Below are 19993 nucleotides of genomic sequence, written 5' to 3' on the forward strand. Positions count from 1 at the left end.
TCTGCGCTGCTTGCCGCCTCGTCGCCACGATGTTATAAAGCGGTGTCGGAAAAGGCAGACTTGGTTTGGTAAGCCCAAGTCCTTTCGGTAACGAAAGCTCTGGTCTTTGGCCTCGTGCACGAGATCCCCACGACGAACCTATGACGCCGTCCAGGCGTCGGAGCGTTCGTCCGTGTGGTTCTCAACTGAGGAACGCTCCGGTCGGACATCGACACAGGAGTAGTTCATGCACAAGCATCATCCGATCATCCATGACGTCGTGATTGTCGGGGGCGGCCCCGTCGGTCTGTTTCTCGCCTGCGAACTGCGCCAGTTCGACCTCTCGGTCCTGGTGCTGGAGCAAGCCGAAGCCCCCCACTCCCCCTTGAAACGCCTTCCATTCGGAATGCGCGGCCTTTCGGTCCCTACCCTCGAAGCGTTGTATCGGCGCGGACTGCTGGACGAAGTAGTCACGGCCCAGCGGGCGAGCGATGCCGCAAGCAGGACGGCGACGACCGCGCATTGGATGGGCCAGTCGCGTCGGCCAGGGGGTCACTTCGCGGGCATCCAGTTCTATCTCGACGATATCGACGCCTCGAAGTGGCCGTATCGCCTGCCGAGCCAGGCCGACGCCAGCATGGCAGTCACATTGGAGACGCTCGAAACCGTCCTGGCGCTCCGCGCCGGCGCGATGGGGGCCGACATCCGACGTGACTGCGACGTGGACCAATTTCACGTGTCGGACGAAGGCGTGACCGTTCACGCCGGTCAAGAGTCTTTTCGCGGACGCTGGCTCGTCGGCTGTGACGGCGGCCGCAGTGCGACGCGCAAGGCAAGCGCTTTCGAATTCACCGGCACCGATCCCGAGTTCACCGGCTATTCCGTCGAAGTCGAGATAGCCGACCCGGAAACGCTTCGCCCCGGCCGGCACTACACGCCGACTGGTATGTACACGTACGCGCCGCCTGGCACGATCGCGATGGTGGACTTCGACGGCGGCGCCGCGCACCGTCTTCAGCCGATCACGCTGGAGCATGTGCAGGCCGTATTACGCCGCGTGTCCGGCACGCAGATCACATTGACGGGGCTGCGGCTCGCCACCACCTGGACGGATCGCGCTTTCCAGACAGCAACGTATCGCAAAGGACGCGTACTGCTCGCGGGCGATGCCGCGCACATTCATTCTCCAATTGGCGGTCAAGGGCTCAATCTCGGGCTTGGCGATGCGATGAATCTGGGTTGGAAGCTGGCGTCCACGATCCGTGGCGATGCGCCGGCCGGTCTACTCGACAGCTATGAACTGGAGCGGCATCCGGTGGGAGCGAGCGTACTCGATTGGTCGCGCGCGCAAGTCGCACTCATGCGACCGACCCAAAGCTCGCGCGCGCTCGAAGCGATCATCCGCGATCTCATCGGGACTCGCGATGGAGCGACATACTTCGCCGAGCGCGTGTGGGGCGTTTCGCTTCGCTATGATTTTGGCGGCAAGCATCCGCTGGTAGGTCGTAGCGTTCCTGATTTCGAACTGGTCGATGGAACCAGGGTCGGCAATCTTCTGCGGGGTGGGAGGGGTCTTATCCTCGACTTCGATGCAGATGCGTCGCTGCGAGCAATTGCAAGTCCCTGGCAAGCGCGAGTCATGTATGTCGCGGGCGACGTCAAGGATCGGCTGGGACTGCGCGCTGTGCTGGTGCGTCCAGATGGGTTCGTCGCCTGGGCGAGCGACGCTGACTCCGCAGAGTCGGAGCTTGTCGAGGCGTTGGCGCGATGGTTTGGTACATCTGAGAATGCGGTCGAATCGGCTGACTGACAGGGACATCGACGTTGCCGCTTTCGCGGGTAGAACGGCAGGTTGCGATCGACTGCACCGTTTTCCCCGCTAGGTAACGGCAGCTTGAGAATCCACTGCATCAGGCACACCATCATGCGACATCAAAATCGCTAGCCAGCGGGTACTTTGAAACTGAGCCGCTATCACCATCATCAGCACGGTCAAGGGCGTCGCGAGAATGGCGCCCGGCACACCCCACAAAAGCGTCCAGATCCCCAGAGCAAATATTCCAATCAGCGGATCCGTATTCGTGCTTTTGGCCTGAACCTTCGGCATGATGAGATTGTGTGCGATCTGGAAGACGGCCAGGATAATCACGAACACACCGAGCGGCAAAGCGATCGATCCGCTATGGATAGCAGCGAATAATGCGGGTACGACACTCGCGACGAAAGGCCCGACAACGGGCATGAATGCCAGAAGGAACACCGTCACCGACCAGAACGCCGTGTCGGGCAATTGGGCAAAGCGGAAAACAGCGGCGGAAATCGCGGCAATTGCGAGGTTGATTGCCGTTTGAGAAATCAGATAGACCTGCACTCTGCGTGTGATCTTCGATAGCACGACGCGCTGGGAGTTCGCTCGTGCTTCGCTAGTCGTGCCCTTGAATATCTTGGGATCGGTATCTGCCCCCGGCCCCAGCAACATGAAAACAAAGAAAAACAACGTAAGGAATGCTTTCGATACGGCGTCGCCCACTCCGGACGCCAGACTGTGCTCCAGGGTACGGAAATCGATCAATCCAAGCACGGTCGCCAGATCGAACTTTCGTCCAAATCCCACGCTGACCGATCGAATCAGGCTGTCGAGTCGAGCCGGCAACGCGGGCGCCTGCATGACGAGATCGCTCATGCCCTGAAGGATGACAATAAAAATACTATAGGCACTAAATCCGACGATAGCGGCGGTCGCAATGAGTATCAGCCATTTAGGCGCACGAGGTAGCACCCGCACTACCAGCGAAACGATGCCGGCGATAAGGATTCGGAGCAACACAGCCAGAAAAAAAGGTACTAGAACCGGGCGCAAAAAATACAGAATCGCCAGACCCGCCGCCACGCCGGTGGTCGTCTGTGCGACAGACGCTGGTGTTGTCGTCATGTTTAATTCTCGAGAGGTTCGAGCCGGCAAGCTCGCTACAGATGGTGCGTCTTTCCCGTCGGCGAGGATAATCGAGCACCGCCAAAACCGATTTCAATTCCGGCTGTTCTCTTCGCAATCTTCCCAATAACGAAGCGGGTCGCGATGTTCTGGATAACGCAGACTGAGCCACTGTGACAGCCTCGCCCAATCCGGATGATTGGTACCCGTCTGAGCCGACCAGATCGACGACCGTTCGAGAATCTGACCGTTTCCACGATCTCGGACCAGCAAGCTGCCGAGTCCGTTTGTACTGTTCGCCTGCGATTCGACCAGGTACCTGGGCAGAATCCTGAGCTCCGCATCCTCGGCCCATCCGTACAACGCGCGGACGACGCCCGAGGGATCCCGCAGTTCAATGGGTCCGCTCTTGGGCCGGATCGCGGCCCACCCTTCCGGGAAATCGGTGACCACCTCGTTTTTCCCTTCCCTCATCCACTTCACGCGCCATGCCCGCACCATTGCTTCGCGCATGCGGTCCACCGACTCGTAGCAAGCCGGCAGCTCGATCGCCATCGGCAGCGTGATGAGGTTGTCTTTCCAGAGTTTGGTTTCGTCGTCGACGCGTTGGACTTCGTCGAATATGCCTGCTTCAAAGGGGTTCACGGGCCGGCTCGATACGTTCGCCTTCCCTGCGGGCAATCCCTCGAAAAGGCGCTCAGCATCTTGCCGGGTAAGTTTCGTCTTTCCTTTTTTCATTTTGTCTCTCTGTACCAAGATTGTCGCTAATGTCTGGCTATGCCGACCGGAATGAGGTGCCACGTCCTCTCACGCTTGAGCATGCCGCGATTGCATTTTGCGCCATTTCGCAGGTAAGTGGCCCGTGCGGCCATGTTGGCTCAGCCGATTACGCCCGCTGTTAGAATGATTGCAATTTTATAGGAGTGGCAAATGTCCTGGTTCATCTATGAAGTACCCGAATACAACGAGGACGGTGCGCGCATCGAACCCTTCAGCGACCTGCGTAGCCGCGTCCTCAAAGTAAGTGGACAAGCAATGGCCGACGAACTGGAAAGCGTCCGCGACAATGCTGCGACGACGGCGGACACGCCTGCTCGCCCGCTGCGCTCGGTGGAAAATCCCCACGTGTTCCCGATCCCTTATGCCGACTCCATGATCCTGGTCGGTTTCATTTTCGAACTGAAACGCGAGTTCCAGCAATTGGTGGTGTCGCCCGTGGAAATGCCCTGGCTTAAAGATGCGTAAAGCAATGCGCGAATACATCCAGTCATAAACTTCCGGCGTCGTCGGGCCGACAAAGCCGGGTTCCGGAAAGTCTCCGGGCGATTCGACCCGGCGATCCGTCGAATGCAATCATCGGTTTTTGATTCCGTCGAGATAAGCAGCGGCGGCCTCCGTCAGCGCCATGCCGCGCAGCGCCTCCGGCGACACCAGTTGCGCGGCGATAATCTCGCGATTATCGAGCCGCAACTCGGGTAGCCGATCGAGGTGCAACTCAAAGAAATGCACCTGGTCTTGCCGGCCGTCCCAGATGCCGCTGGCACGCCCTGCGGGAAGTAAGGGATACGCCGGAAGACCGAGTTCCTCCTCCAGCTCGCGCTGCGCCGCGATCTCAGGCGCTTCGCCGGGCTCGACACTACCACCCGGGAAATTCCATTCGCTCCGATACGACGACTTCAGCAGCAACAGCGATCGGCCGACGTAGATCGCTACCAGCGCGCCCTCGTGATGAGGCCGCCGAAGATGCCACCAGGCACGCGCAAGCGGGAAGCCGACGCGAAGCGCAAAACGCCAGACAGAATCGATAAACATGATCAGTGTCCGTCCGCCAACTCCATCCCGCGAAGAATGAGATCGATCCCGGCGAGAAAATCGACACGGTCGTCGTGAGCGCTCAATTGGCCCGCTACGCTGCGGGTGAAAGGGTACTCGTTCTGATCGAGCTCAGACCACATCGTCGACACCTGCTCCAGAAAACCGACTCTGTCGGCGCCCTGCTCCCGGGCGATATGGGCATTCGCTGCGTTCTGCCCACTGACGCCGAGGATATAACTCAACAGCGCGGAGACGGCGCCCCATTGCGCCGACTCCGCTACGCCAAGCATCCGAACCTGCTGGCCGATGCGCTCGAAGATGCGCACCATCGGCAACTGTCCGGGGGCACGTGTGAGCGCCGAGCCGATCCACGGATGGGCGTCGATGGCGTCGAACATGCTCAGCGCGAGCGCGCGAATACTGGCTTCCGGCGTCACACCGACCACTGGTGCGCTCAGCGCGCGGGCAATGATGGCGTCGCAGGCAGCGGTCAGCAAATCGCTTTTGTGATCGATGTGCCAGTAAATAGCGCCCGGGCCGGTGGCGAGTCGTTCGGCCAGGGCGCGAAACGTCAGGCCACGCTCCCCGCTGCTGTCGAGAAGCGCGATCGACGCCTCGATGATTCGGTCCCGCGACAGCGACTCTTCCCGACGTGGACTGGTGTTCGCTTTCTTTGTCATGCCTCGTGTTGACAGATCTGGAATGTTGTTCCAAGATTATCATGGAATGACGTTCCATAAAGTCGCTGCAAAATTGTGTCGCGACCTCACTTGAGCCAGGAGCAGATGAACACTTCAATTGCAATCGTCGGAGCGGGGCTCGGCGGATTGACGCTCGCCCGCGTTCTCCAGGTGCACGGCATTGCCGCGACGATCTACGAAGCGGAGCCCTCGGCGGACGCGCGAGCGCAGGGAGGCATGCTCGACATTCACGAAAACAACGGGCAACTTGCACTCAAGGCAGCAGGACTCTTCGACCAGTTCCTCGCGATCATCCACCCAGGCGGTCAGGCAACACGGGTGCTCGACAAGAACGGCAAGGTCCTGCTCGACCATCCCGACGACGGCACAGGCGGTCGGCCCGAGGTGCCTCGTGGCGAACTTCGCCGGATTCTGCTCGACTCGCTTCCCGCCGGCACGGTCCGCTGGGGACACAAGGTCACCGCAGTATCCGCACTCGGCGACGGACGGCATACGTTGACCTTTGCGGACGGCTCGACGGCAACGGCCGGCCTCCTGGTGGGCGCCGACGGCGCCTGGTCGAAAGTTCGCCCGCTCCTCTCCGATGCAAAGCCGCAATACACGGGCACGGCATTCATCGAGACCTATCTGTTCGACAGCGACACGCGTCATCAAGCGAGCGCGCAAGCGGTGGGCGGTGGCGCGCTATTCGCCCTGATGCCGGGAAAAGGCATTCTCGCGCACCGTGAGCCGAATGGCTCGCTTCATACGTATGTCGAGTTGAACAAGCCTAAGCACTGGTTCGACAACATCGACTTCTCCGACCAGGCCACGGCCCTGGCGCGCGTGGCCGGCGAGTTCGACGGTTGGGCTCCGGCGCTGACAGCGCTCATCACGGACGGTGAGACGCCCCCTGCGCCGCGCGCTATCCATGCGCTCCCCGTCGAACATCGATGGGCTCGGGTACCCGGTGTGACGTTGCTCGGCGATGCAGCGCACCTGATGATCCCTTCGGGTGAAGGCGCCAACCTGGCGATGTTCGACGGCGCCGAACTCGGAAAGGCCATCGTCGCCAACCCTGGTGACGTTGAAGCGGCGCTCGTCGCGTATGAGAAAGATCTTTTCCCGCGCAGCGCAGCCGAAGCCGCGGAGGCAGAACGCGTACTCGACGTGTGTCTCGGCCCGGATGCGCCTGGGAGCCTGGTTGATTTCCTGAGCAACCCCTAAGCGGTCGCCAACATTACGTCTGTCACGACAATCTCCTGCATGCGCCCGGCGTGGAGGATTTCACAGCTCCGTGCTGTCCAGACGCACCACCTCCGGACCTGAAGCGCACCGTTCAGGCGCAACCGCGCCCCATCGCCGCCCGCCCGTCAGCCGGCGTCGCATGCACGGGTAATGCCTCCATCACGACCGTTTGATACGGTTCGCGCAGATCCGGCCACCCAGACCCACCGATCGCGCCAACAATGGCGCCGACCAGGACAGTCGAACAAATGCGGCCCGGAAGTCGCTTTAGTGCATGCCAACCTCACTCGTATCAGCCCGCAAAATTCGCGCTCTGAACGATCGGCAAACACTAAAGGACGGCAGCAATGCGACTCGGAAAAATACCCGTAACGGTCATTACCGGCTTTCTCGGCGCAGGCAAGACGACACTCGTGAATCACATTCTCGATTCGACTCGTCCGATGCCGATCGGCATCATCGTGAATGAATTCGGCGAGGTGGGGATAGACGGCCAGTTGATCGTCGCCGACGAAGAGGCCGTGGTCGAGATCAGCAACGGCTGCGTATGCTGCACCGTCCGTGCCGATCTGGTGGCCAGCGTTCACGATCTGCTCGCGCGATACGGCGAGCGGCTGGAGCGTCTGATCGTCGAAACCTCCGGACTCGCCGACCCCGCGCCGGTCCTGCAAACTTTTCTCGCCGATCCCGACCTGCGCGACCGGGTCGAACTCGAAGCCGTGGTAGCGGTAGTCGACGCGTGCCATGCGCTCGCTCAACTCGGCGACGACATCGCGCGCGAGCAGATCGTGTTCGCCGACCGCATCGTCATCAACAAGACCGATGCCGCCACGCCCGCTCAACGCGCAGCGCTTGTCGACGCCATCTGCGCGCTGAATCCGACCGCAAAGCTCGACTTCACGACGCACTCCGCCGTCGACGTCAACGCCTTGCTCGGTGTGCGCAGCTTCTCGCTCGACAACCTGCTCTCGATCGAACCCGACCTGCTGGACGAAGGTGCACACGATCACGAACACGACGACTCGATCGGGACATGCGCATTCGTCGTACCAGGCGAGGTGGATGCCGAACGTTTTAACCGCTGGGTCAACCAGCTCGTGCAAACCCATGGACAACGACTGCTGCGCATGAAGGCCGTACTCAACATGCGTGGTGAAGGACGTCGGCTCTATTTTCACAGCGTGCACATGTTGATGGACACGCGCTTTGGAAAAGCCTGGGCACGCGACGAGGTACGCGAAAGCCGCTTCGTCATGATCGGCCGCGGCATCGACGCCGCCGCCATGCACGAAGCTCTGCTCAACTGCATCGACGAACCGGTACACAGTTGAACGTCGCCATTTTTCTATCTTTCTCTGCATCACCACTCTTTCCCGTCTTTCCTCGAGGAGCAAGTAAATGAAGAAGCCAGAAGCGTACACATTGAGCATCGGCGTTCTCGCTGTCGTCGACACGTGGATCACCGGCACCATTTTTCCCGTGCCGGTATGGGTGACCTTCATCGCGTGGGCGTCGTTTTTCGTCCTCGGCGGCGGAAAGGTCGGGTTCATCAAAAGCGTCGCGTCGAATCTGACCGGACTCGTGATCAGCTCGCTCGCGTTGCTCGGCATCGCCACGATGTCCAGCACCCCGTTCGGCGCCGCGGTGGCGGTCGGCATCGGCAGCGCGCTGATGGTCCAGGCGTCGAAGATCAGGCTACTCGACGTACTCCCGGCCATCGTCTGGGGCTTCGCCTCGACAGTCGGCACGACCGTGGCCACCGGCAAAGCCATCACGACAGTCGGCCTCGGCAACCCGGCACTCGTGGCCGCGGCCGCGCTCATCACCGGCGCGGTATTCGGCGTCGTATCCGAATGGCTGGGCGACGCGCTGGCGTTCAAGCGCGCGCCGCAATTGAACTAACCCGATCTCTACCTGTTTGCGGAGCGTATCGTGAAACTACAGCACCACCTCGGTGGCATTGAAAACCTCGGGCCTGTCAGCACGGAAACACGCGTGTTCGTCGAACCGTGGGAAAAGCGGATCTTCGGCATTCATACGGCAATGATGGCCGAGAGCGCGCACCTGTCCGACGCACTCCACGCGTATCCGGTGCAGGACCTGCCGACGTCGTTCAGGAACGACTGGACATGGGCTTCGCTGCGAACAGGCGCGGAAGACATGCAGCCGTTCGAATACTTCAAGTATCGCTATTACGAAAAATGGCTGGGCGGCATTTCGCAGTTCTTCGTCGATCAAGGCTATATCAGTGCCGAGGAACTCGCGGAGAAAACCGCCTACTTCCGCGCCAATCCGGACGCCATGCTGCCGGAAAAACCGAATCAGGCGATCAGTCAGCAGATCGACGCCTATTTGCAGAAGGGCGATTCCGGCGCTCATGCGCTCGAAGGCGTTACGCGCTTCAAAGCCGGCGAGACCGTGCGTATCGCCGATCCGGATGCAGTCGACCACACGCGCCTACCTGGCTATCTGCGCAACAAGAGCGGTGTGATCGACCTCGTTTATCCAGGTACGTTCTCCTATTTCGTGTCGACCGGTCCCGACGGCATTGGTGAGCCGATGCCCGTGTACCGGATCGCATTCGACGCGGCCGATATCTGGGGTCCCGGCAAAAGCGAGGCGCGCACGACCCTCTACGCCGATCTCTACGAAGCGTACATCCTGCCTTCCCCCTGATGTCTTCGCTGCGAAATCCGACTGCACTACGAGAGAAAACGACATGAGCAACCTGTTTCAGTTTCCAGACGACCGTGAAGCATCGAGCGCCGCCAAGGTGCGTGCCCTCGAAGCCCTGTTGATCGAAAAAGGCGTGATCGGCAGCGACTCCGTCGACACGGTCCTCGAACACTTCGAGACGATGGCGGGACCGTTCAACGGCGCGAAGATCGTCGCCCGCGCATGGGTCGATCCGGCATTCAAGCAACGCCTCGTCGCCGATACGCCGGCGGCCATCGCCGAACTCGCACTGCCTCAGGGCATGGCCGGCGCGGAAGGCGAACACATGGCGGCGGTCGCCAACGGCGAGGACGTCCACAACCTGATCATCTGCACGTTGTGCTCCTGCTATCCGTGGCCGGTGCTCGGCTTGCCGCCGTATTGGTACAAGGACCCGGTGTTCCGCGCGCGCGGCGTGCGCGAACCGCGTGCGGTGCTGAAGGAATTCGGTGTCGAGGTGCCTGCGGCCAAGGACGTGAAGGTGTGGGACAGCAGTGCGCAGATCCGCTGGTTCGTGGTACCGGAACGGCCCGCGAACACCGGGCACATGAGCGAGACGGAACTGGCCGCTTTGGTCACCCCGGAATCGATGATGGGCGTGGCGCTCGTCGCGCCGCCGGCCTCCGCCTGAGCAGGAGCACGCAATGTTCACACGCTTCGAGGAATACGCCGCCGCGTCGATGCTCGGCGCCACAGACTCGCCGCCCCGACTCGACGGCAAACTGCTCTTCACCAATCGCTGGGAACGGGACGTATTCGGTCTCGCGTTGTCGCTGTCGAAGGCGGGCTGTTTCGAGTGGGAGGATTTCCGCCAGAGCCTGATCGCTTCCATCGCGCGTTGGGAAAAGGCGCCCGCCGATTGCGCCGGTCAGCCACGCTGGGATTACTACGAGCGTTTTCTCGAAGCGTTGCTGAATGTAGTCGAAGCAAGCGGCGTGCTGTCGCGCGACGAACTCGCCAGGATCATGATCGCGCGCCGGCCCATCGAGCAAGGCGTGCCGCTCGCACAAATGGAAACGCCATGAACGGCGTGTTCAGTTTTTCACCGTCTATTCAATCTTCAACTCTCTATTTCGAAGGATGCCTGTCATGAGCGATGCTGTCCTCCATCCCACGACTGAATTAACACCGATCCCGCTGCGCGAGTTGCTTCCGTGGATCGTCTTCGGTGGCCTGCTGATGTTGCTCGCACTGTATTTCGTCGGCGCTGAAGAGGGCGCGACGTCGATCGTTCCCGGCATGTACGTGCATGAATTCGTCCACGACGGCCGGCATCTGCTCGGCTTCCCCTGCCACTAACCCGCGAGATCACCATGGTCAGAAAACTGTTGATACGCGGCATGCTCGCGGGCATCGTCGCCGGATTGGTGACGTTCGGCTTTGCAAAGATCGCGGGCGAACCCCGCGTCGATCAGGCGATCTCGTTCGAAGAGCACGCGGCCGCCGCGCGGGGCGAAGCGCCCGAGCCCGAACTCGTGAGCCGCGCAACGCAGTCCGGCCTCGGCCTGCTGACGGGCGTAGTGACCTATGGCGCGGCATTTGGCGGGCTGTTCGCGTTGACCTTCGCCTATGCCTATGGCCGCGCGGGAAAATCCGGAATTCGAACGCTGTCGGCCACGATCGCGGTGGCTGCATTTGTCACGCTTTGCGTCGTGCCGAACCTCAAATATCCGGCGAACCCACCGTCGGTTGGCGACCCCGAGACAATCGGTTATCGAACCGGACTGTACTTCCTGATGATCGCCATATCGATTGCCGCCCTGGTGTTGTCGCTGCAGGTGAGACGCTTCGCCTATGCCAGGCTGGGTGCGTGGAATGCGTCGATCGCGGCGGGCGCGGTATTCGTCGTCATCATCGCGGCGGTGCAGATCGCCTTGCCGACGATCAACGAAGTGCCCTCGACCTTTCCGGCTGCCTTGCTCTGGCAATTTCGCGTCGTGGCGATCGGCATGCAAGCTATCTTATGGACTACCATCGGCCTGGCGTTCGGCGCGCTGGCGGAACGCTGCTTGCCGGCCACGCAGAAAGCCGCTGTACGCGCATCGGGGGTCTTTATGGCCAATGGCCGGCTCTGATATTTGCGGATAAACTGGGCTTGCGCACAACCCTCCTGGGCTGCGCCGTCTCCGGGAGCGCGTGACGGACATCGCGAGCACGATGTCTCCCGACGCATTGCCAAACTGTCCGCCACAACGGAGATGGGGTAATGAAACGTATAAAAGTCGGCATGGTGGTCTTTCCGGGCTTCCAGTTGCTCGACATCGCCGGTCCGAAAGACGCCTTTGCCGAAGTGAAGATACTCAGCAAGGGCGAATCGGAATACGAAATGTTGACGGTCGGCACCACGCGCGGCAGCGTGCTGTCCTCGAGCGGGCTGACCGTCATGCCGGACCGTACTATTTTCGACATCTGCCCCGAGTTCGACACGATCATCGTGCCCGGCGGCCTCGGCATTTTCGAGGCATTCGACGACCCCGCGCTCAGCGCCTGGCTCAAAGACCAGCACAAGCGTTGCCGGCGCATATCGGCGATCTGCAACGGGCTATTCGCACTCGGCTCGGCGGGTCTGCTCGACAACCGCCTGGTCACCACGCACTGGATGGACGTGCAGCGGCTCGCCACGGCTTTTCCGAAGGCACGCATCGAGCCCGATCACATCTATGTTCAGGATGGCAGCATCTTCACGACCGCCGGCGTAACGGCGGGTATCGATCTTTCGCTGGCCATGATCGAAGCCGATTTCGGGCGGCAAATGGCGCTCGACGTGGCCAAATATCTCGTCGTGTATCTGCGCCGTGCAGGCGGCCAATCGCAGTTCAGTCCGCTGCTCGAAGTTCAAGCCTCGCCTTCGTCGCAAACGCTCTCACTGCAGCAGTACATGCTCGACAATTTACATGTCGACCATACCGTGACCACACTCGCCGAGCGCGCGCATATGAGCGCCCGCAATCTTTCACGGACCTTCGTGAAGGAATGCGGCGTTACGCCTATGACTTTCCTGAGCCACGCACGCATCGACGCGGCGCGGCATTATCTCGAAGCAACTGCGCTACCGTTACGCGAAATCGCACGACGCTGCGGCTTCGACAACACGGATGGCTTTCGCCGCATCTTTCAGAAGCGCCTGCAGATCAATCCTGCCGACTATCGCGAGCGCTTCAGGTCGAGCGGCAACGCGTCGTTGCCGCTCAGCAAACAACTGATCGAACACGACGCGTGAGCAGGCAAGCAGTGAGATCTTTTGAAGCACGACCGACCTTCGGCAAATCGCTCAGATAGCGCCGTTCGGCCGATGCTCATCGGCATCGACGCAGCACACCAACACGTCCGCATCGTCCTGACTGAGGCTCAGGTAGACATGTCCGACTGAACTGTCGAAATACAGACTGTCGCCGGGCATCAGCCTGAACGACTTGCCGCTTTCAAAGCGCAATTCCAGTTTGCCGCCCAGCACGAACACGAACTCCTCGCCTGAATGCCGGATGTACTCCGGGAAGTCGGACACGGCACGCGCGCGAATGTGCGCGCGCATCGGCACCATGCGTTTGCCCGTCAGGCCGTTCCGGGTGGACCGGTTCTAACCGCTTGAACTACTGCTTGCCCGACGCCAGATCCTGATTGCGTCCGGTGAGAAACTGGATCAGACCGTCTACACCGCTTTGCTGGATCTTGTCGCTGAACTGTTGACGATACGTCTGGATCAGCCAGACACCGAGCACATTCAGGTCATACAGGCGCCAGCCTTCCGGCGTGTTGTACAGACGATAGTCGATCTCCGCCGGCTCGCCGTTTCGGGTTGCGATCGTGCGTATCACGACGTCGGTATCGGTCGGCGCGATGTGGGTCGGCGGATAGTCGATCTGCTGGTCGGGACGCAGCTGCGCGATCGCGCCCGAGTACGTATGAATCAGGAGCATCTTGAACTGATCGATCACTTGCTGCTGCTGCGCGGGTGTCGCCGTGCGCCAGTAGCGGCCCATCGTGAGCGACGTGGTGCGGCGAAAATCGGTGTAGGGGACGATGTCGCGGTTCACGATATCCATGATGCGAGGGAAATCGTCCGGCGCGATCGCGCGGGTGCGCACCTCGTCGAGTATCTGCTGGGTCGCGGTTTTGATGAGAAGCTGTGGCTTCGATTGATCGACTTGCGCCTGCGCGGCGGCGCTGAATGAAAACAACGAAGCGCAACGAGTCAGTAGACAAAGAGTCTTCATGTGCGGTATTCCGGGCTGTATGCGTTGGCGTGCTACGGACAAGTATGCCCCAAACTCCGCACGTACCGCTTCGCAGCTGCCAGGCACCCGCTCGTGCTGGATTATTCCAGCGAGTGCACGTCATCGCGCTGTTGCCGCAGGCAAGGCGAATATCGCATCGTGGCGATGCAGGCATTCGCGAGATATTCCGCGTCCATGCAAGCCGCCAGCGAAGTGACGATGGCGATCGCCACTTCGCTCTTCATCGCATGCCACGATGAGGCATGCCTACCAGCATTCAGAATTCGACGCTGATATCGACATGTAAGAAACAGCACGGCGGTGCGCTTCATAACGTCTTACCGCGCCAGACCTGGCCTTAATCCGGCATTCCGTTATGGTCACCCAGTGGGCGAATCGGCCAGTCTGCCCAGCGGTCTTCACGTTTCGATTCATGCGCTTCGTTGAGCGGATACCGGATACGGTTGTCATCGCGCGGTCGTTCACCGACCACCATCAATCTGACTTCATCTTGCGTGTTGTTGATAAAGGTGTGACAGATTCCGGTACCGGCTGGAAATGCCACCGAGTCACCCTCGGCGAGGCTGTGCAGCACGCCGTCGATCCAGACGTCGGGCTTGCCATGAAGCACGTAGACGAACTCCTGCTCAGTACTCTCGGCGTGAGGATAGGAAGTTCTCCGAGCGGGCAACAGTCTCACGTGATGAATGCCGATCCGCGTAATACCCAATGCGGCCGAAAGCGGCGCATCGAATCCCATTGTCTCGGAGTCGCCGCGATAAGAATGCGCTTCGGGTTCTTCCAATTCGGTCCAGTGTTTGATGAACTCTGGTCTGTGCATCGTTTTCTCCCTAGGGGACGAGTGACAAAGGTAGCGGTTCCGCGTTGGCATCCTGGATGCTCTCGAACGCTGCTCAATGCAGATACGGTTCGAGATCCTCATCAATGGGACGACGACCCGGCCGATTCGCGATGAGGTGAGCAGTTGCAACTAAAGCGTATCGTCTGCGGACAAAAGCGAATGGCAGAGCATCCGCGGCCCGTCAACTACTGAAAGAGGGAAGAACCCGTCGCAAGTCGACGCGAGGGTGGCGCGCGATAATCGAGTGATTGTCGCGCGCCTTTGCAGCACTTAGAACTGCTCGATCCATGTGGCCAGACGATCGGCCGGAAACTCCGTTCCGTGTTGAGTCGGGCGGAACGCAATGGCGCTTCCCTCGCGCACCGGCGCGAGCGCGACGTTATTCCCGTCCAGCCAGAGAAGACTCGCCAACCATGCAGCATGCCGGGTCGACACGGCCTTGTTAGCCGGTTCGCCCAGGAATTCGACCAGTTCCGCGGGCTCGTTCCAGACTAGCGCATCACCTTCGCGCCGCACCTTGATGCCCGCCTCTTCCAGCGTCTCAGCCAACGTTGCCACCGCGTTGCTCGCATTCGAACCAGCATGCCGATTGCGCAACGTAGCAAGGTTTGCCGTCACTGTATGGCCAAACGTCCCGGCCCGGCTGCTCTCGGCCGCAACCAGATCGGAGTAGTCCATCAACAGCCAATCCACTTCAGAACTCTGCACGTTGGCGAGTACTGCCGCGGCGAGGTACGTCTCAACGGGCTGAAACCGCTCGGGCCCAATCAGCGTCGCAGACAACGTGCGGATCAGACCAACGCGCGTGGCAAGCGTCTGCTTTTGCAGTACCGCGAGTTTTTCGCGCAGCAACTGGTCCCGCTCCTTGCGCAGGTCGGCCAGTTCGAGCGCCTGTTTCAACTCCATGCGCAGCGCGGTAATGTCCCACGGCTTCTTGATATAGCGGTGGATATGACCGAGGTTGACGGCCGCCACGGTCTGGTCGATCTCCGAATAGGCCGTGGTCAATATCCGCACGACATGCGGAAAGCGCTCGCTTGCGTAGCGCAACAATTCATTGCCGAATTCGCCCGGCATGCGCTGGTCGGAGACAAGGACCCCCACCTTGTGACCGTGCTCGTCCAGCAGCGCCTTGCCTTCTTCTACGGAGCCGCCGGTCAGGACCGGCGCAAGACTTCCGATTGCACGCTGGAAGTACTTTACGGCCGTGGCTTCGTCATCGACGAAGATGATCGCCAGTGGCGACTCGGGTGTGTCATTCGATTCGCTCATCAACAACTCCTGTGCGTTTGACCTTTAATTTGGGGGAAATCCAGCATCACGGTGGTGCCCTTCCCGGACGTGGACTCGATCCGGATGCTGCCGCCACAGGACTGCATGACACGGTTGCATAGAATCAGGCCCAGGCCGTTTCCACCGGATTTCGCGTGTGTTGTAATCGGGTCCGTCAACAGGCGGGCTTTCACCTCGGGCGGTATGCCTGGGCCGTTGTCGCTAATGCGAATGCAAGGGTTGGGTTCTGCTATCACGGTAAAGCGCACCGACGGCGCGGGCACATCCGCCAGCGCACGCAGCGCGTTGGACAACAACGAAGAGAGCACCAACGCGACGCAATTCGGTTGCGTCAGCACGGCGAAGTCGCCAACGACCTCCACCTGCACCCATGCGCGCTGCGCCGTTGCAAAGGGATAGGTATCGAGCAAAGCCGAGATCAATCCGTGCGCCGTCACCTCGCTGCGGGCATCGCTCTCCGCGAGCCGCCGGCGCCCATTGTGGACCGAGCGCCAGAACGACGAGACCACCGCGATACAGTACTGTGCGCTCTCACGCATCGACCGGGCGGCACCGTTGATATCGCTGTCCGAATCCGGCTCCATGTCGGCACGATTTTCGATGCTGCGGGCGTTCAACGCGATGGTGGCAAGCGGCGTGTTCAGCTCATGCGCGAGAAAGGCCAACGTCTCGTCGATTGCCAGCAAGCGCTGATTCTGAATGGCGCGTTCGCGGTAGCGCTCGAATGCCATTTGCAGCGTCTCGCGCACGGAGGCCGACGTCAGCGGCTTTTCGAGGATACGGAACACTTCGCCGCTATTGACCGTCTGCAACAGCACGTCTTTGTCCGCGTAAGCCGTGACCAGAATGCGGACGATGTGAGGATAGTCCTGCGCCACCTCGCGCAGCAGATCGCCGCCATTGCGGCCCGGCATACGAAAATCCGTGACCAGCACGGCAACGCGGGCGCTTTCACGTCGCAGAATGGCGATCGCCGCGTCACTGCTCGTGGCGAGCAGGACGTCGTAATCCGCACCGACTGTGCGAGCGAAATATTTGCAGGCCATCTCTTCGTCATCGACGTAGAGAAGAGTGGGCCGCGCCAATGTCATGTCGTTCATTGCATTCTCAAGCCACGCGCGACAAATCGAAGCTGAATGCCGCCCAGCTTCCCAGTTCGCTCTCAGCGTACAGCAGGCCGCCATGACGTTCGATGACGGCATAGCTAATCGATAACCCCAGACCTAATCCTTGTCCGATATCGCGGGTCGTAAAGAACGGCTCGAACACGCGCGCGAGATTCTCAGCCGCAATGCCGGGCCCGTTGTCCCGCACCGTCACATTCAGGCGCTCCTCCGACCATGCCACGGCGATGTGAATCGCCGGCTTGGGCGTGCCCGCTTTGCGCATGGCCAGAACCGAGTTGGAGAGCAGGTTGATCAATACGCCGATGATCGCCGCTTCGTCGCCCTGCACCAGCGTATCCGCCGGCAGATCGCGCGTGACGGCGACGCCGCGCAGTTCATGCGCCACGAGCCGGATGGCAGAGTCCAATGCTTTTTCGAACAGGAAGGGGGTGCCCACTTCCGCCTCGGCGCCCGGCTTGCGGTAGGCGAAGGTCTTCAGGTCCGACACGATATGCTGGATTCGCTGCATGCCCTGCCGCGCGTCGACGAGACATTCCTGCAGCGCCGGTTCGGTTTTGGCCACGGGCTCCTCCAGGGCGACCTCGATCGCCATCAGGCAAAAATTCACCGGGTTGTTCACTTCATGCAGCAAGCCCGCAGCAAGCGTACCGATTGCGGCCATTTTCTCCTGCTGGAGCAATTGGCCCTTGATGTCGAGCAGCTTGCGGTTGATCACCTCGAGCTGCGCATTTTTCTCGGAGACTTCTGCCTTCAGGCGAAATAGCATGAAGCGCACCCGCTCATTGAAGAAGGTATAGACCGCGCTGGCGGAAGCGGCAAATAGCAGGAGCAAGACGTTGACGGTCATCGTGCCGGTCAGCCCGACGCCATTGGCATGCAGCAGGCAGGCAAGCAGATACAGGACGCAGGACAGGATGCCGAAAACCAGGTTTTGCCACAAGCCGAATGGTAACGCAATGCCGGAGGCGAAAATGGCCAGATTCAGACCCATGTAGTACGGCGACATCACCCCGTCGGTCTGCCAGATCATCCACGAAATCATGATCTGCGGCAGCAGCAGCCACGACAGGGTCAACCACGGGGCAAAGCGGCGCCCCGCCGGGCCGTTCAGCATGACCACGATGCCGCCGATCAGCAGCGAGACGACGAGGCGCGCCGCGCCGAAAGGGATCAGCAGTTGCGGATACTGCGCGTAGTCCAGTCCCACGCCGAGCAGGACGAGCACAATGGCCGTATAGGCGCCGCCGCGACTGAAATTCACGCGGAAGTCGGCCAGTTCGGTCTGATAGCCGGAGTGCAGTTGACTGATACTCATGGATGGAATGTCTGCTGACGTTTCAGAGGATCGTGACTTCCGCGAACACATTGACCCCGGTCTCGTCGACGTAGAGCTTATGTCCCTCGGATTGTTCAGGCAGCAGCGAGCTCATTCCGCTCTCATTCCGATAGATCAGGTACCACTCGAGCAAATGCTCCATACCGAACTTCTCGGGATTCGCCGAATGGACGTTGGTCACCAGCAATTGGCCGCCGGGTCGCGTTCGTGCAGCGAAATAACTCAACAGGCGTGCACAAACCTTGTCCGACAGGTAGTCGAACAGGCCCGCGCAATACACTGCGTCGAATTCCCGCAAAGACGGGTCGGGCGTAATCTTGCGTTTGAGCAGGTCATGCACCGACTGATGCACCGTTTCCACCGAAACCTTGTGGCCCGCTTCGCGCGCCGCACTTTCGATCGAGGCCTTCGTGAAGGCCAGCGTCTCCTCGCTGAAGTCGACTAGCTGGAACGACAGCAGTTCGGGCTGCGAGTATTCGCGCACGAAGCGCTGGATCTCGAAAGCGGGTCCGCAACCTACGTTGAGTATCCGGAAGGGTCGGCCGGCAGTGCGCGCGCGCTCGGCCTGCCGTGTCAGAAAGTCGATCAGCAGCGTGATCCGGTTTCTATGCGCGGTTGCCACCGCAGCCTGGAGGAACGCCGTATTGACGATCTGGAAGTAAGTGGTCGGCCCCTGCTGCGGATTGCTCAGGATCTGGTTGACCATTTCGTAGTCGCCGGCATAGCCCAATGGCTTGGTAAATGTCCGGTACACGAACGGCGCGCGCAGCAGCAGCGGATGCAACGCCGATTGCGCATAGGTACGATGCACCGGTGCAATTTCGGCGTCGACGCGCTCGGCCTCCTCCTCGAGTCGGACGAGGTAGGATTTGACCTTGTGCATGATGGGAGTGGCGAGCTCGTAGAACAGATCCTCGCGCAGCCTGCCGTCGGTCTTGGGCAGACTCTCGGTCAGATCGACCTGCTCGACCCAGCGCGACACTTCCGACAGGAACGCGCGCATCTCGTTCACCACGATCTGATAGTCGCGCCGGATGTTGAAGCGCGCGTCCCAGTCGCTGATGAAGAGTTCCGCTTCGCGACCGACCGATTTGGCCTCGTTGGGAAGCACGCTGAGCTCGCGCCACTCGTCGATCAGTGCCAGTGAGACCACCGCGGTAAGACCGGTGTTCACCAGACTGACGACCACCGCCTTACCCATATAGGCATTCTTGCTGCCCATACGCACGCTCAGGTCGCTTAACACTTCACTGACCTGCACGATGGAGTAAGGGTTATACACCTCCATGACCAAAGATTTTCTCTGGAGGTTAATGATTGTGCCACGCACGTGCTCGCGCTGCGAGTTGCGGAAGCTAACTACCGGATCGATTTGCGTTTGAGAGTACACGGTATAAGAACCTGAGGAATCCAGAAAACGCAGTGGGTGTTCGAAGGAAGTCCAGTCAATGTCCCGCACGTCCGGCATAAAATACGAGCCGCGGACGTGGTTCAAACCAGTGTTGCACTTGAGAGACCCAAACCCTTTGCCAACAGGATCCGGCGCGGTCGAGTGTAACACCAACAAGGTCAATCCTGAACTGCGTCAAATCGAGAATTAAGTCTGCATGCAAAATTCCCTTACGAACACCTACGGGCAGAAGAAATTGGATTGTATGGCGGGAAAAAAGATTACGCTTTATGTGCAAGGACCGGTAATCTTCAACAGCGGGTGACACTATGGCTGACGGCGGCCGGCCGGACATGTGCTTTAGCGCACACTCCCTTTGTAAAGCGATGCAATTTCATTTGT

22 protein-coding genes and 1 pseudogene are annotated in these 19993 nt (G+C 60.3%); 11 read left to right on the top strand and 12 right to left on the bottom strand.

From position 1 onward, the window contains the following. Window positions 1-226: 226 nt before the first annotated feature. Window positions 227-1789, top strand: coding sequence for an FAD-dependent monooxygenase (locus tag FQ705_RS33335; RefSeq protein WP_144149235.1), 1563 nt, complete (start codon window positions 227-229; stop codon window positions 1787-1789). A gap of 69 nt (window positions 1790-1858) precedes the next feature. Here the strand turns inward: FQ705_RS33335 and FQ705_RS33340 are convergent, their stop codons facing one another. Together FQ705_RS33340 and FQ705_RS33345 are read right to left on the bottom strand one after the other, a co-directional pair. Further along, a complete protein-coding gene (locus tag FQ705_RS33340) occupies window positions 1859-2911 on the bottom strand; it encodes an AI-2E family transporter (RefSeq protein ID WP_144149237.1) in 1053 nt (350 codons plus the stop codon). 93 nt (window positions 2912-3004) lie between these two features. Next, complete coding sequence (locus tag FQ705_RS33345; RefSeq protein WP_144149239.1) at window positions 3005-3649, bottom strand: hypothetical protein; 645 nt, start codon at window positions 3647-3649, stop codon at window positions 3005-3007. A gap of 192 nt (window positions 3650-3841) precedes the next feature. On the opposite strand from FQ705_RS33345, the gene FQ705_RS33350 reads away from it, so the two are divergent. Then, on the top strand, window positions 3842-4156 hold the full coding sequence (locus FQ705_RS33350) for a helicase (RefSeq protein ID WP_144149241.1): 315 nt from the start codon (window positions 3842-3844) through the stop codon (window positions 4154-4156). A gap of 108 nt (window positions 4157-4264) precedes the next feature. Here FQ705_RS33350 and FQ705_RS33355 read toward each other — a convergent pair whose 3' ends face one another. Together FQ705_RS33355 and FQ705_RS33360 are read right to left on the bottom strand one after the other, a co-directional pair. Beyond that, a complete protein-coding gene (locus FQ705_RS33355) occupies window positions 4265-4723 on the bottom strand; it encodes an NUDIX domain-containing protein (RefSeq protein WP_144149243.1) in 459 nt (152 codons plus the stop codon). A 2-nt stretch (window positions 4724-4725) separates the two neighbouring features. After that, a complete protein-coding gene (locus FQ705_RS33360) occupies window positions 4726-5406 on the bottom strand; it encodes a TetR/AcrR family transcriptional regulator (protein ID WP_144149245.1) in 681 nt (226 codons plus the stop codon). A gap of 105 nt (window positions 5407-5511) precedes the next feature. Between FQ705_RS33360 and FQ705_RS33365 the strand changes: the two genes are divergently transcribed. The 9 genes from FQ705_RS33365 to FQ705_RS33405 all read left to right on the top strand — a co-directional run bounded on the left by FQ705_RS33365 (window position 5512) and on the right by FQ705_RS33405 (window position 12589). Further along, entirely contained in the window at window positions 5512-6633 is a 1122-nt protein-coding gene (locus FQ705_RS33365; RefSeq protein ID WP_144149247.1) for an FAD-dependent oxidoreductase, read from the top strand. Between the two features lie 368 nt (window positions 6634-7001). Beyond that, window positions 7002-7985 carry a CobW family GTP-binding protein gene (locus FQ705_RS33370; RefSeq protein ID WP_144149249.1) on the top strand — a complete coding sequence of 328 codons (984 nt, stop codon included), beginning with the start codon at window positions 7002-7004 and terminating at the stop codon, window positions 7983-7985. A 67-nt stretch (window positions 7986-8052) separates the two neighbouring features. Next, window positions 8053-8556 carry a DUF1097 domain-containing protein gene (locus tag FQ705_RS33375; protein ID WP_144149252.1) on the top strand — a complete coding sequence of 168 codons (504 nt, stop codon included), beginning with the start codon at window positions 8053-8055 and terminating at the stop codon, window positions 8554-8556. A gap of 30 nt (window positions 8557-8586) precedes the next feature. Then, window positions 8587-9330 (top strand): nitrile hydratase subunit beta, encoded by a 744-nt coding sequence (gene nthB / locus FQ705_RS33380; RefSeq protein WP_144149254.1) that lies wholly within the window; start codon window positions 8587-8589, stop codon window positions 9328-9330. A 43-nt stretch (window positions 9331-9373) separates the two neighbouring features. Further along, window positions 9374-10000, top strand: coding sequence for a nitrile hydratase subunit alpha (gene nthA, locus FQ705_RS33385; protein WP_144149256.1), 627 nt, complete (start codon window positions 9374-9376; stop codon window positions 9998-10000). A 13-nt stretch (window positions 10001-10013) separates the two neighbouring features. After that, window positions 10014-10394 carry a nitrile hydratase accessory protein gene (locus FQ705_RS33390; RefSeq protein ID WP_144149258.1) on the top strand — a complete coding sequence of 127 codons (381 nt, stop codon included), beginning with the start codon at window positions 10014-10016 and terminating at the stop codon, window positions 10392-10394. Window positions 10395-10458: 64 nt separating this feature from the next. Next, a complete protein-coding gene (locus FQ705_RS33395) occupies window positions 10459-10668 on the top strand; it encodes a CbtB domain-containing protein (RefSeq protein WP_144149260.1) in 210 nt (69 codons plus the stop codon). Window positions 10669-10682: 14 nt separating this feature from the next. Beyond that, window positions 10683-11444 (top strand): CbtA family protein, encoded by a 762-nt coding sequence (locus FQ705_RS33400; protein WP_144149262.1) that lies wholly within the window; start codon window positions 10683-10685, stop codon window positions 11442-11444. Between the two features lie 131 nt (window positions 11445-11575). Further along, the gene (locus FQ705_RS33405; RefSeq protein WP_144149264.1) at window positions 11576-12589 is read left to right on the top strand and encodes a GlxA family transcriptional regulator; all 1014 of its coding nucleotides are present in this window, start codon (window positions 11576-11578) and stop codon (window positions 12587-12589) included. A 51-nt stretch (window positions 12590-12640) separates the two neighbouring features. On the opposite strand, the pseudogene FQ705_RS33410 reads toward FQ705_RS33405, so the two are convergent. The 8 genes and pseudogenes from FQ705_RS33410 to FQ705_RS33440 form a co-directional block, all read right to left on the bottom strand. Then, window positions 12641-12931: pseudogene (locus FQ705_RS33410) on the bottom strand (cupin domain-containing protein); the annotation flags it as partial. A 28-nt stretch (window positions 12932-12959) separates the two neighbouring features. Then, a complete protein-coding gene (locus FQ705_RS33415; RefSeq protein WP_144149265.1) occupies window positions 12960-13583 on the bottom strand; it encodes a phospholipid-binding protein MlaC in 624 nt (207 codons plus the stop codon). A gap of 101 nt (window positions 13584-13684) precedes the next feature. Continuing rightward, window positions 13685-13828 (bottom strand): hypothetical protein, encoded by a 144-nt coding sequence (locus FQ705_RS34280; RefSeq protein WP_186308110.1) that lies wholly within the window; start codon window positions 13826-13828, stop codon window positions 13685-13687. A 113-nt stretch (window positions 13829-13941) separates the two neighbouring features. Continuing rightward, window positions 13942-14424, bottom strand: coding sequence for a cupin domain-containing protein (locus FQ705_RS33420; protein ID WP_144149268.1), 483 nt, complete (start codon window positions 14422-14424; stop codon window positions 13942-13944). A gap of 291 nt (window positions 14425-14715) precedes the next feature. Next, window positions 14716-15717 (bottom strand): response regulator, encoded by a 1002-nt coding sequence (locus FQ705_RS33425; protein ID WP_144149270.1) that lies wholly within the window; start codon window positions 15715-15717, stop codon window positions 14716-14718. Then, window positions 15717-16838 carry a hybrid sensor histidine kinase/response regulator gene (locus FQ705_RS33430; RefSeq protein WP_144149272.1) on the bottom strand — a complete coding sequence of 374 codons (1122 nt, stop codon included), beginning with the start codon at window positions 16836-16838 and terminating at the stop codon, window positions 15717-15719. The genes FQ705_RS33425 and FQ705_RS33430 overlap by 1 nt, the downstream gene beginning before the upstream one ends. Before the next feature lie 7 nt (window positions 16839-16845). Beyond that, window positions 16846-18180: a sensor histidine kinase gene (locus FQ705_RS33435; protein WP_144149274.1), complete on the bottom strand. Its 1335-nt coding sequence runs from the start codon at window positions 18178-18180 to the stop codon at window positions 16846-16848. A gap of 22 nt (window positions 18181-18202) precedes the next feature. After that, window positions 18203-19591, bottom strand: a complete 1389-nt coding sequence (locus FQ705_RS33440; protein ID WP_144149456.1) for a class I SAM-dependent methyltransferase — start codon at window positions 19589-19591, stop codon at window positions 18203-18205. Window positions 19592-19993: the final 402 nt, after the last annotated feature.

Source organism: Paraburkholderia sp. BCC1884 (genome assembly GCF_900996225.1).
Lineage (GTDB): Bacteria > Pseudomonadota > Gammaproteobacteria > Burkholderiales > Burkholderiaceae > Paraburkholderia.

Excerpts from the sequence above, each read along its gene's own strand:
- FQ705_RS33360 (WP_144149245.1), bottom strand. The coding sequence starts at position 5,406 with ATGACAAAGAAAGCGAACACCAGTCCACGTCGGGAAGAGTCGCTGTCG.
- FQ705_RS33420 (WP_144149268.1), bottom strand. The coding sequence starts at position 14,424 with ATGCACAGACCAGAGTTCATCAAACACTGGACCGAATTGGAAGAACCC.
- FQ705_RS33345 (WP_144149239.1), bottom strand. The coding sequence starts at position 3,649 with ATGAAAAAAGGAAAGACGAAACTTACCCGGCAAGATGCTGAGCGCCTT.
- FQ705_RS33405 (WP_144149264.1), top strand. The coding sequence starts at position 11,576 with ATGAAACGTATAAAAGTCGGCATGGTGGTCTTTCCGGGCTTCCAGTTG.
- FQ705_RS34280 (WP_186308110.1), bottom strand. The coding sequence starts at position 13,828 with ATGAAGAGCGAAGTGGCGATCGCCATCGTCACTTCGCTGGCGGCTTGC.
- FQ705_RS33415 (WP_144149265.1), bottom strand. The coding sequence starts at position 13,583 with ATGAAGACTCTTTGTCTACTGACTCGTTGCGCTTCGTTGTTTTCATTC.
- FQ705_RS33435 (WP_144149274.1), bottom strand. The coding sequence starts at position 18,180 with ATGAGTATCAGTCAACTGCACTCCGGCTATCAGACCGAACTGGCCGAC.
- FQ705_RS33425 (WP_144149270.1), bottom strand. The coding sequence starts at position 15,717 with ATGAGCGAATCGAATGACACACCCGAGTCGCCACTGGCGATCATCTTC.
- FQ705_RS33340 (WP_144149237.1), bottom strand. The coding sequence starts at position 2,911 with ATGACGACAACACCAGCGTCTGTCGCACAGACGACCACCGGCGTGGCG.
- FQ705_RS33375 (WP_144149252.1), top strand. The coding sequence starts at position 8,053 with ATGAAGAAGCCAGAAGCGTACACATTGAGCATCGGCGTTCTCGCTGTC.
- FQ705_RS33365 (WP_144149247.1), top strand. The coding sequence starts at position 5,512 with ATGAACACTTCAATTGCAATCGTCGGAGCGGGGCTCGGCGGATTGACG.
- nthA (WP_144149256.1), top strand. The coding sequence starts at position 9,374 with ATGAGCAACCTGTTTCAGTTTCCAGACGACCGTGAAGCATCGAGCGCC.
- FQ705_RS33350 (WP_144149241.1), top strand. The coding sequence starts at position 3,842 with ATGTCCTGGTTCATCTATGAAGTACCCGAATACAACGAGGACGGTGCG.
- FQ705_RS33370 (WP_144149249.1), top strand. The coding sequence starts at position 7,002 with ATGCGACTCGGAAAAATACCCGTAACGGTCATTACCGGCTTTCTCGGC.
- FQ705_RS33355 (WP_144149243.1), bottom strand. The coding sequence starts at position 4,723 with ATGTTTATCGATTCTGTCTGGCGTTTTGCGCTTCGCGTCGGCTTCCCG.
- FQ705_RS33390 (WP_144149258.1), top strand. The coding sequence starts at position 10,014 with ATGTTCACACGCTTCGAGGAATACGCCGCCGCGTCGATGCTCGGCGCC.
- FQ705_RS33400 (WP_144149262.1), top strand. The coding sequence starts at position 10,683 with ATGGTCAGAAAACTGTTGATACGCGGCATGCTCGCGGGCATCGTCGCC.
- FQ705_RS33395 (WP_144149260.1), top strand. The coding sequence starts at position 10,459 with ATGAGCGATGCTGTCCTCCATCCCACGACTGAATTAACACCGATCCCG.
- FQ705_RS33335 (WP_144149235.1), top strand. The coding sequence starts at position 227 with ATGCACAAGCATCATCCGATCATCCATGACGTCGTGATTGTCGGGGGC.
- FQ705_RS33430 (WP_144149272.1), bottom strand. The coding sequence starts at position 16,838 with ATGAACGACATGACATTGGCGCGGCCCACTCTTCTCTACGTCGATGAC.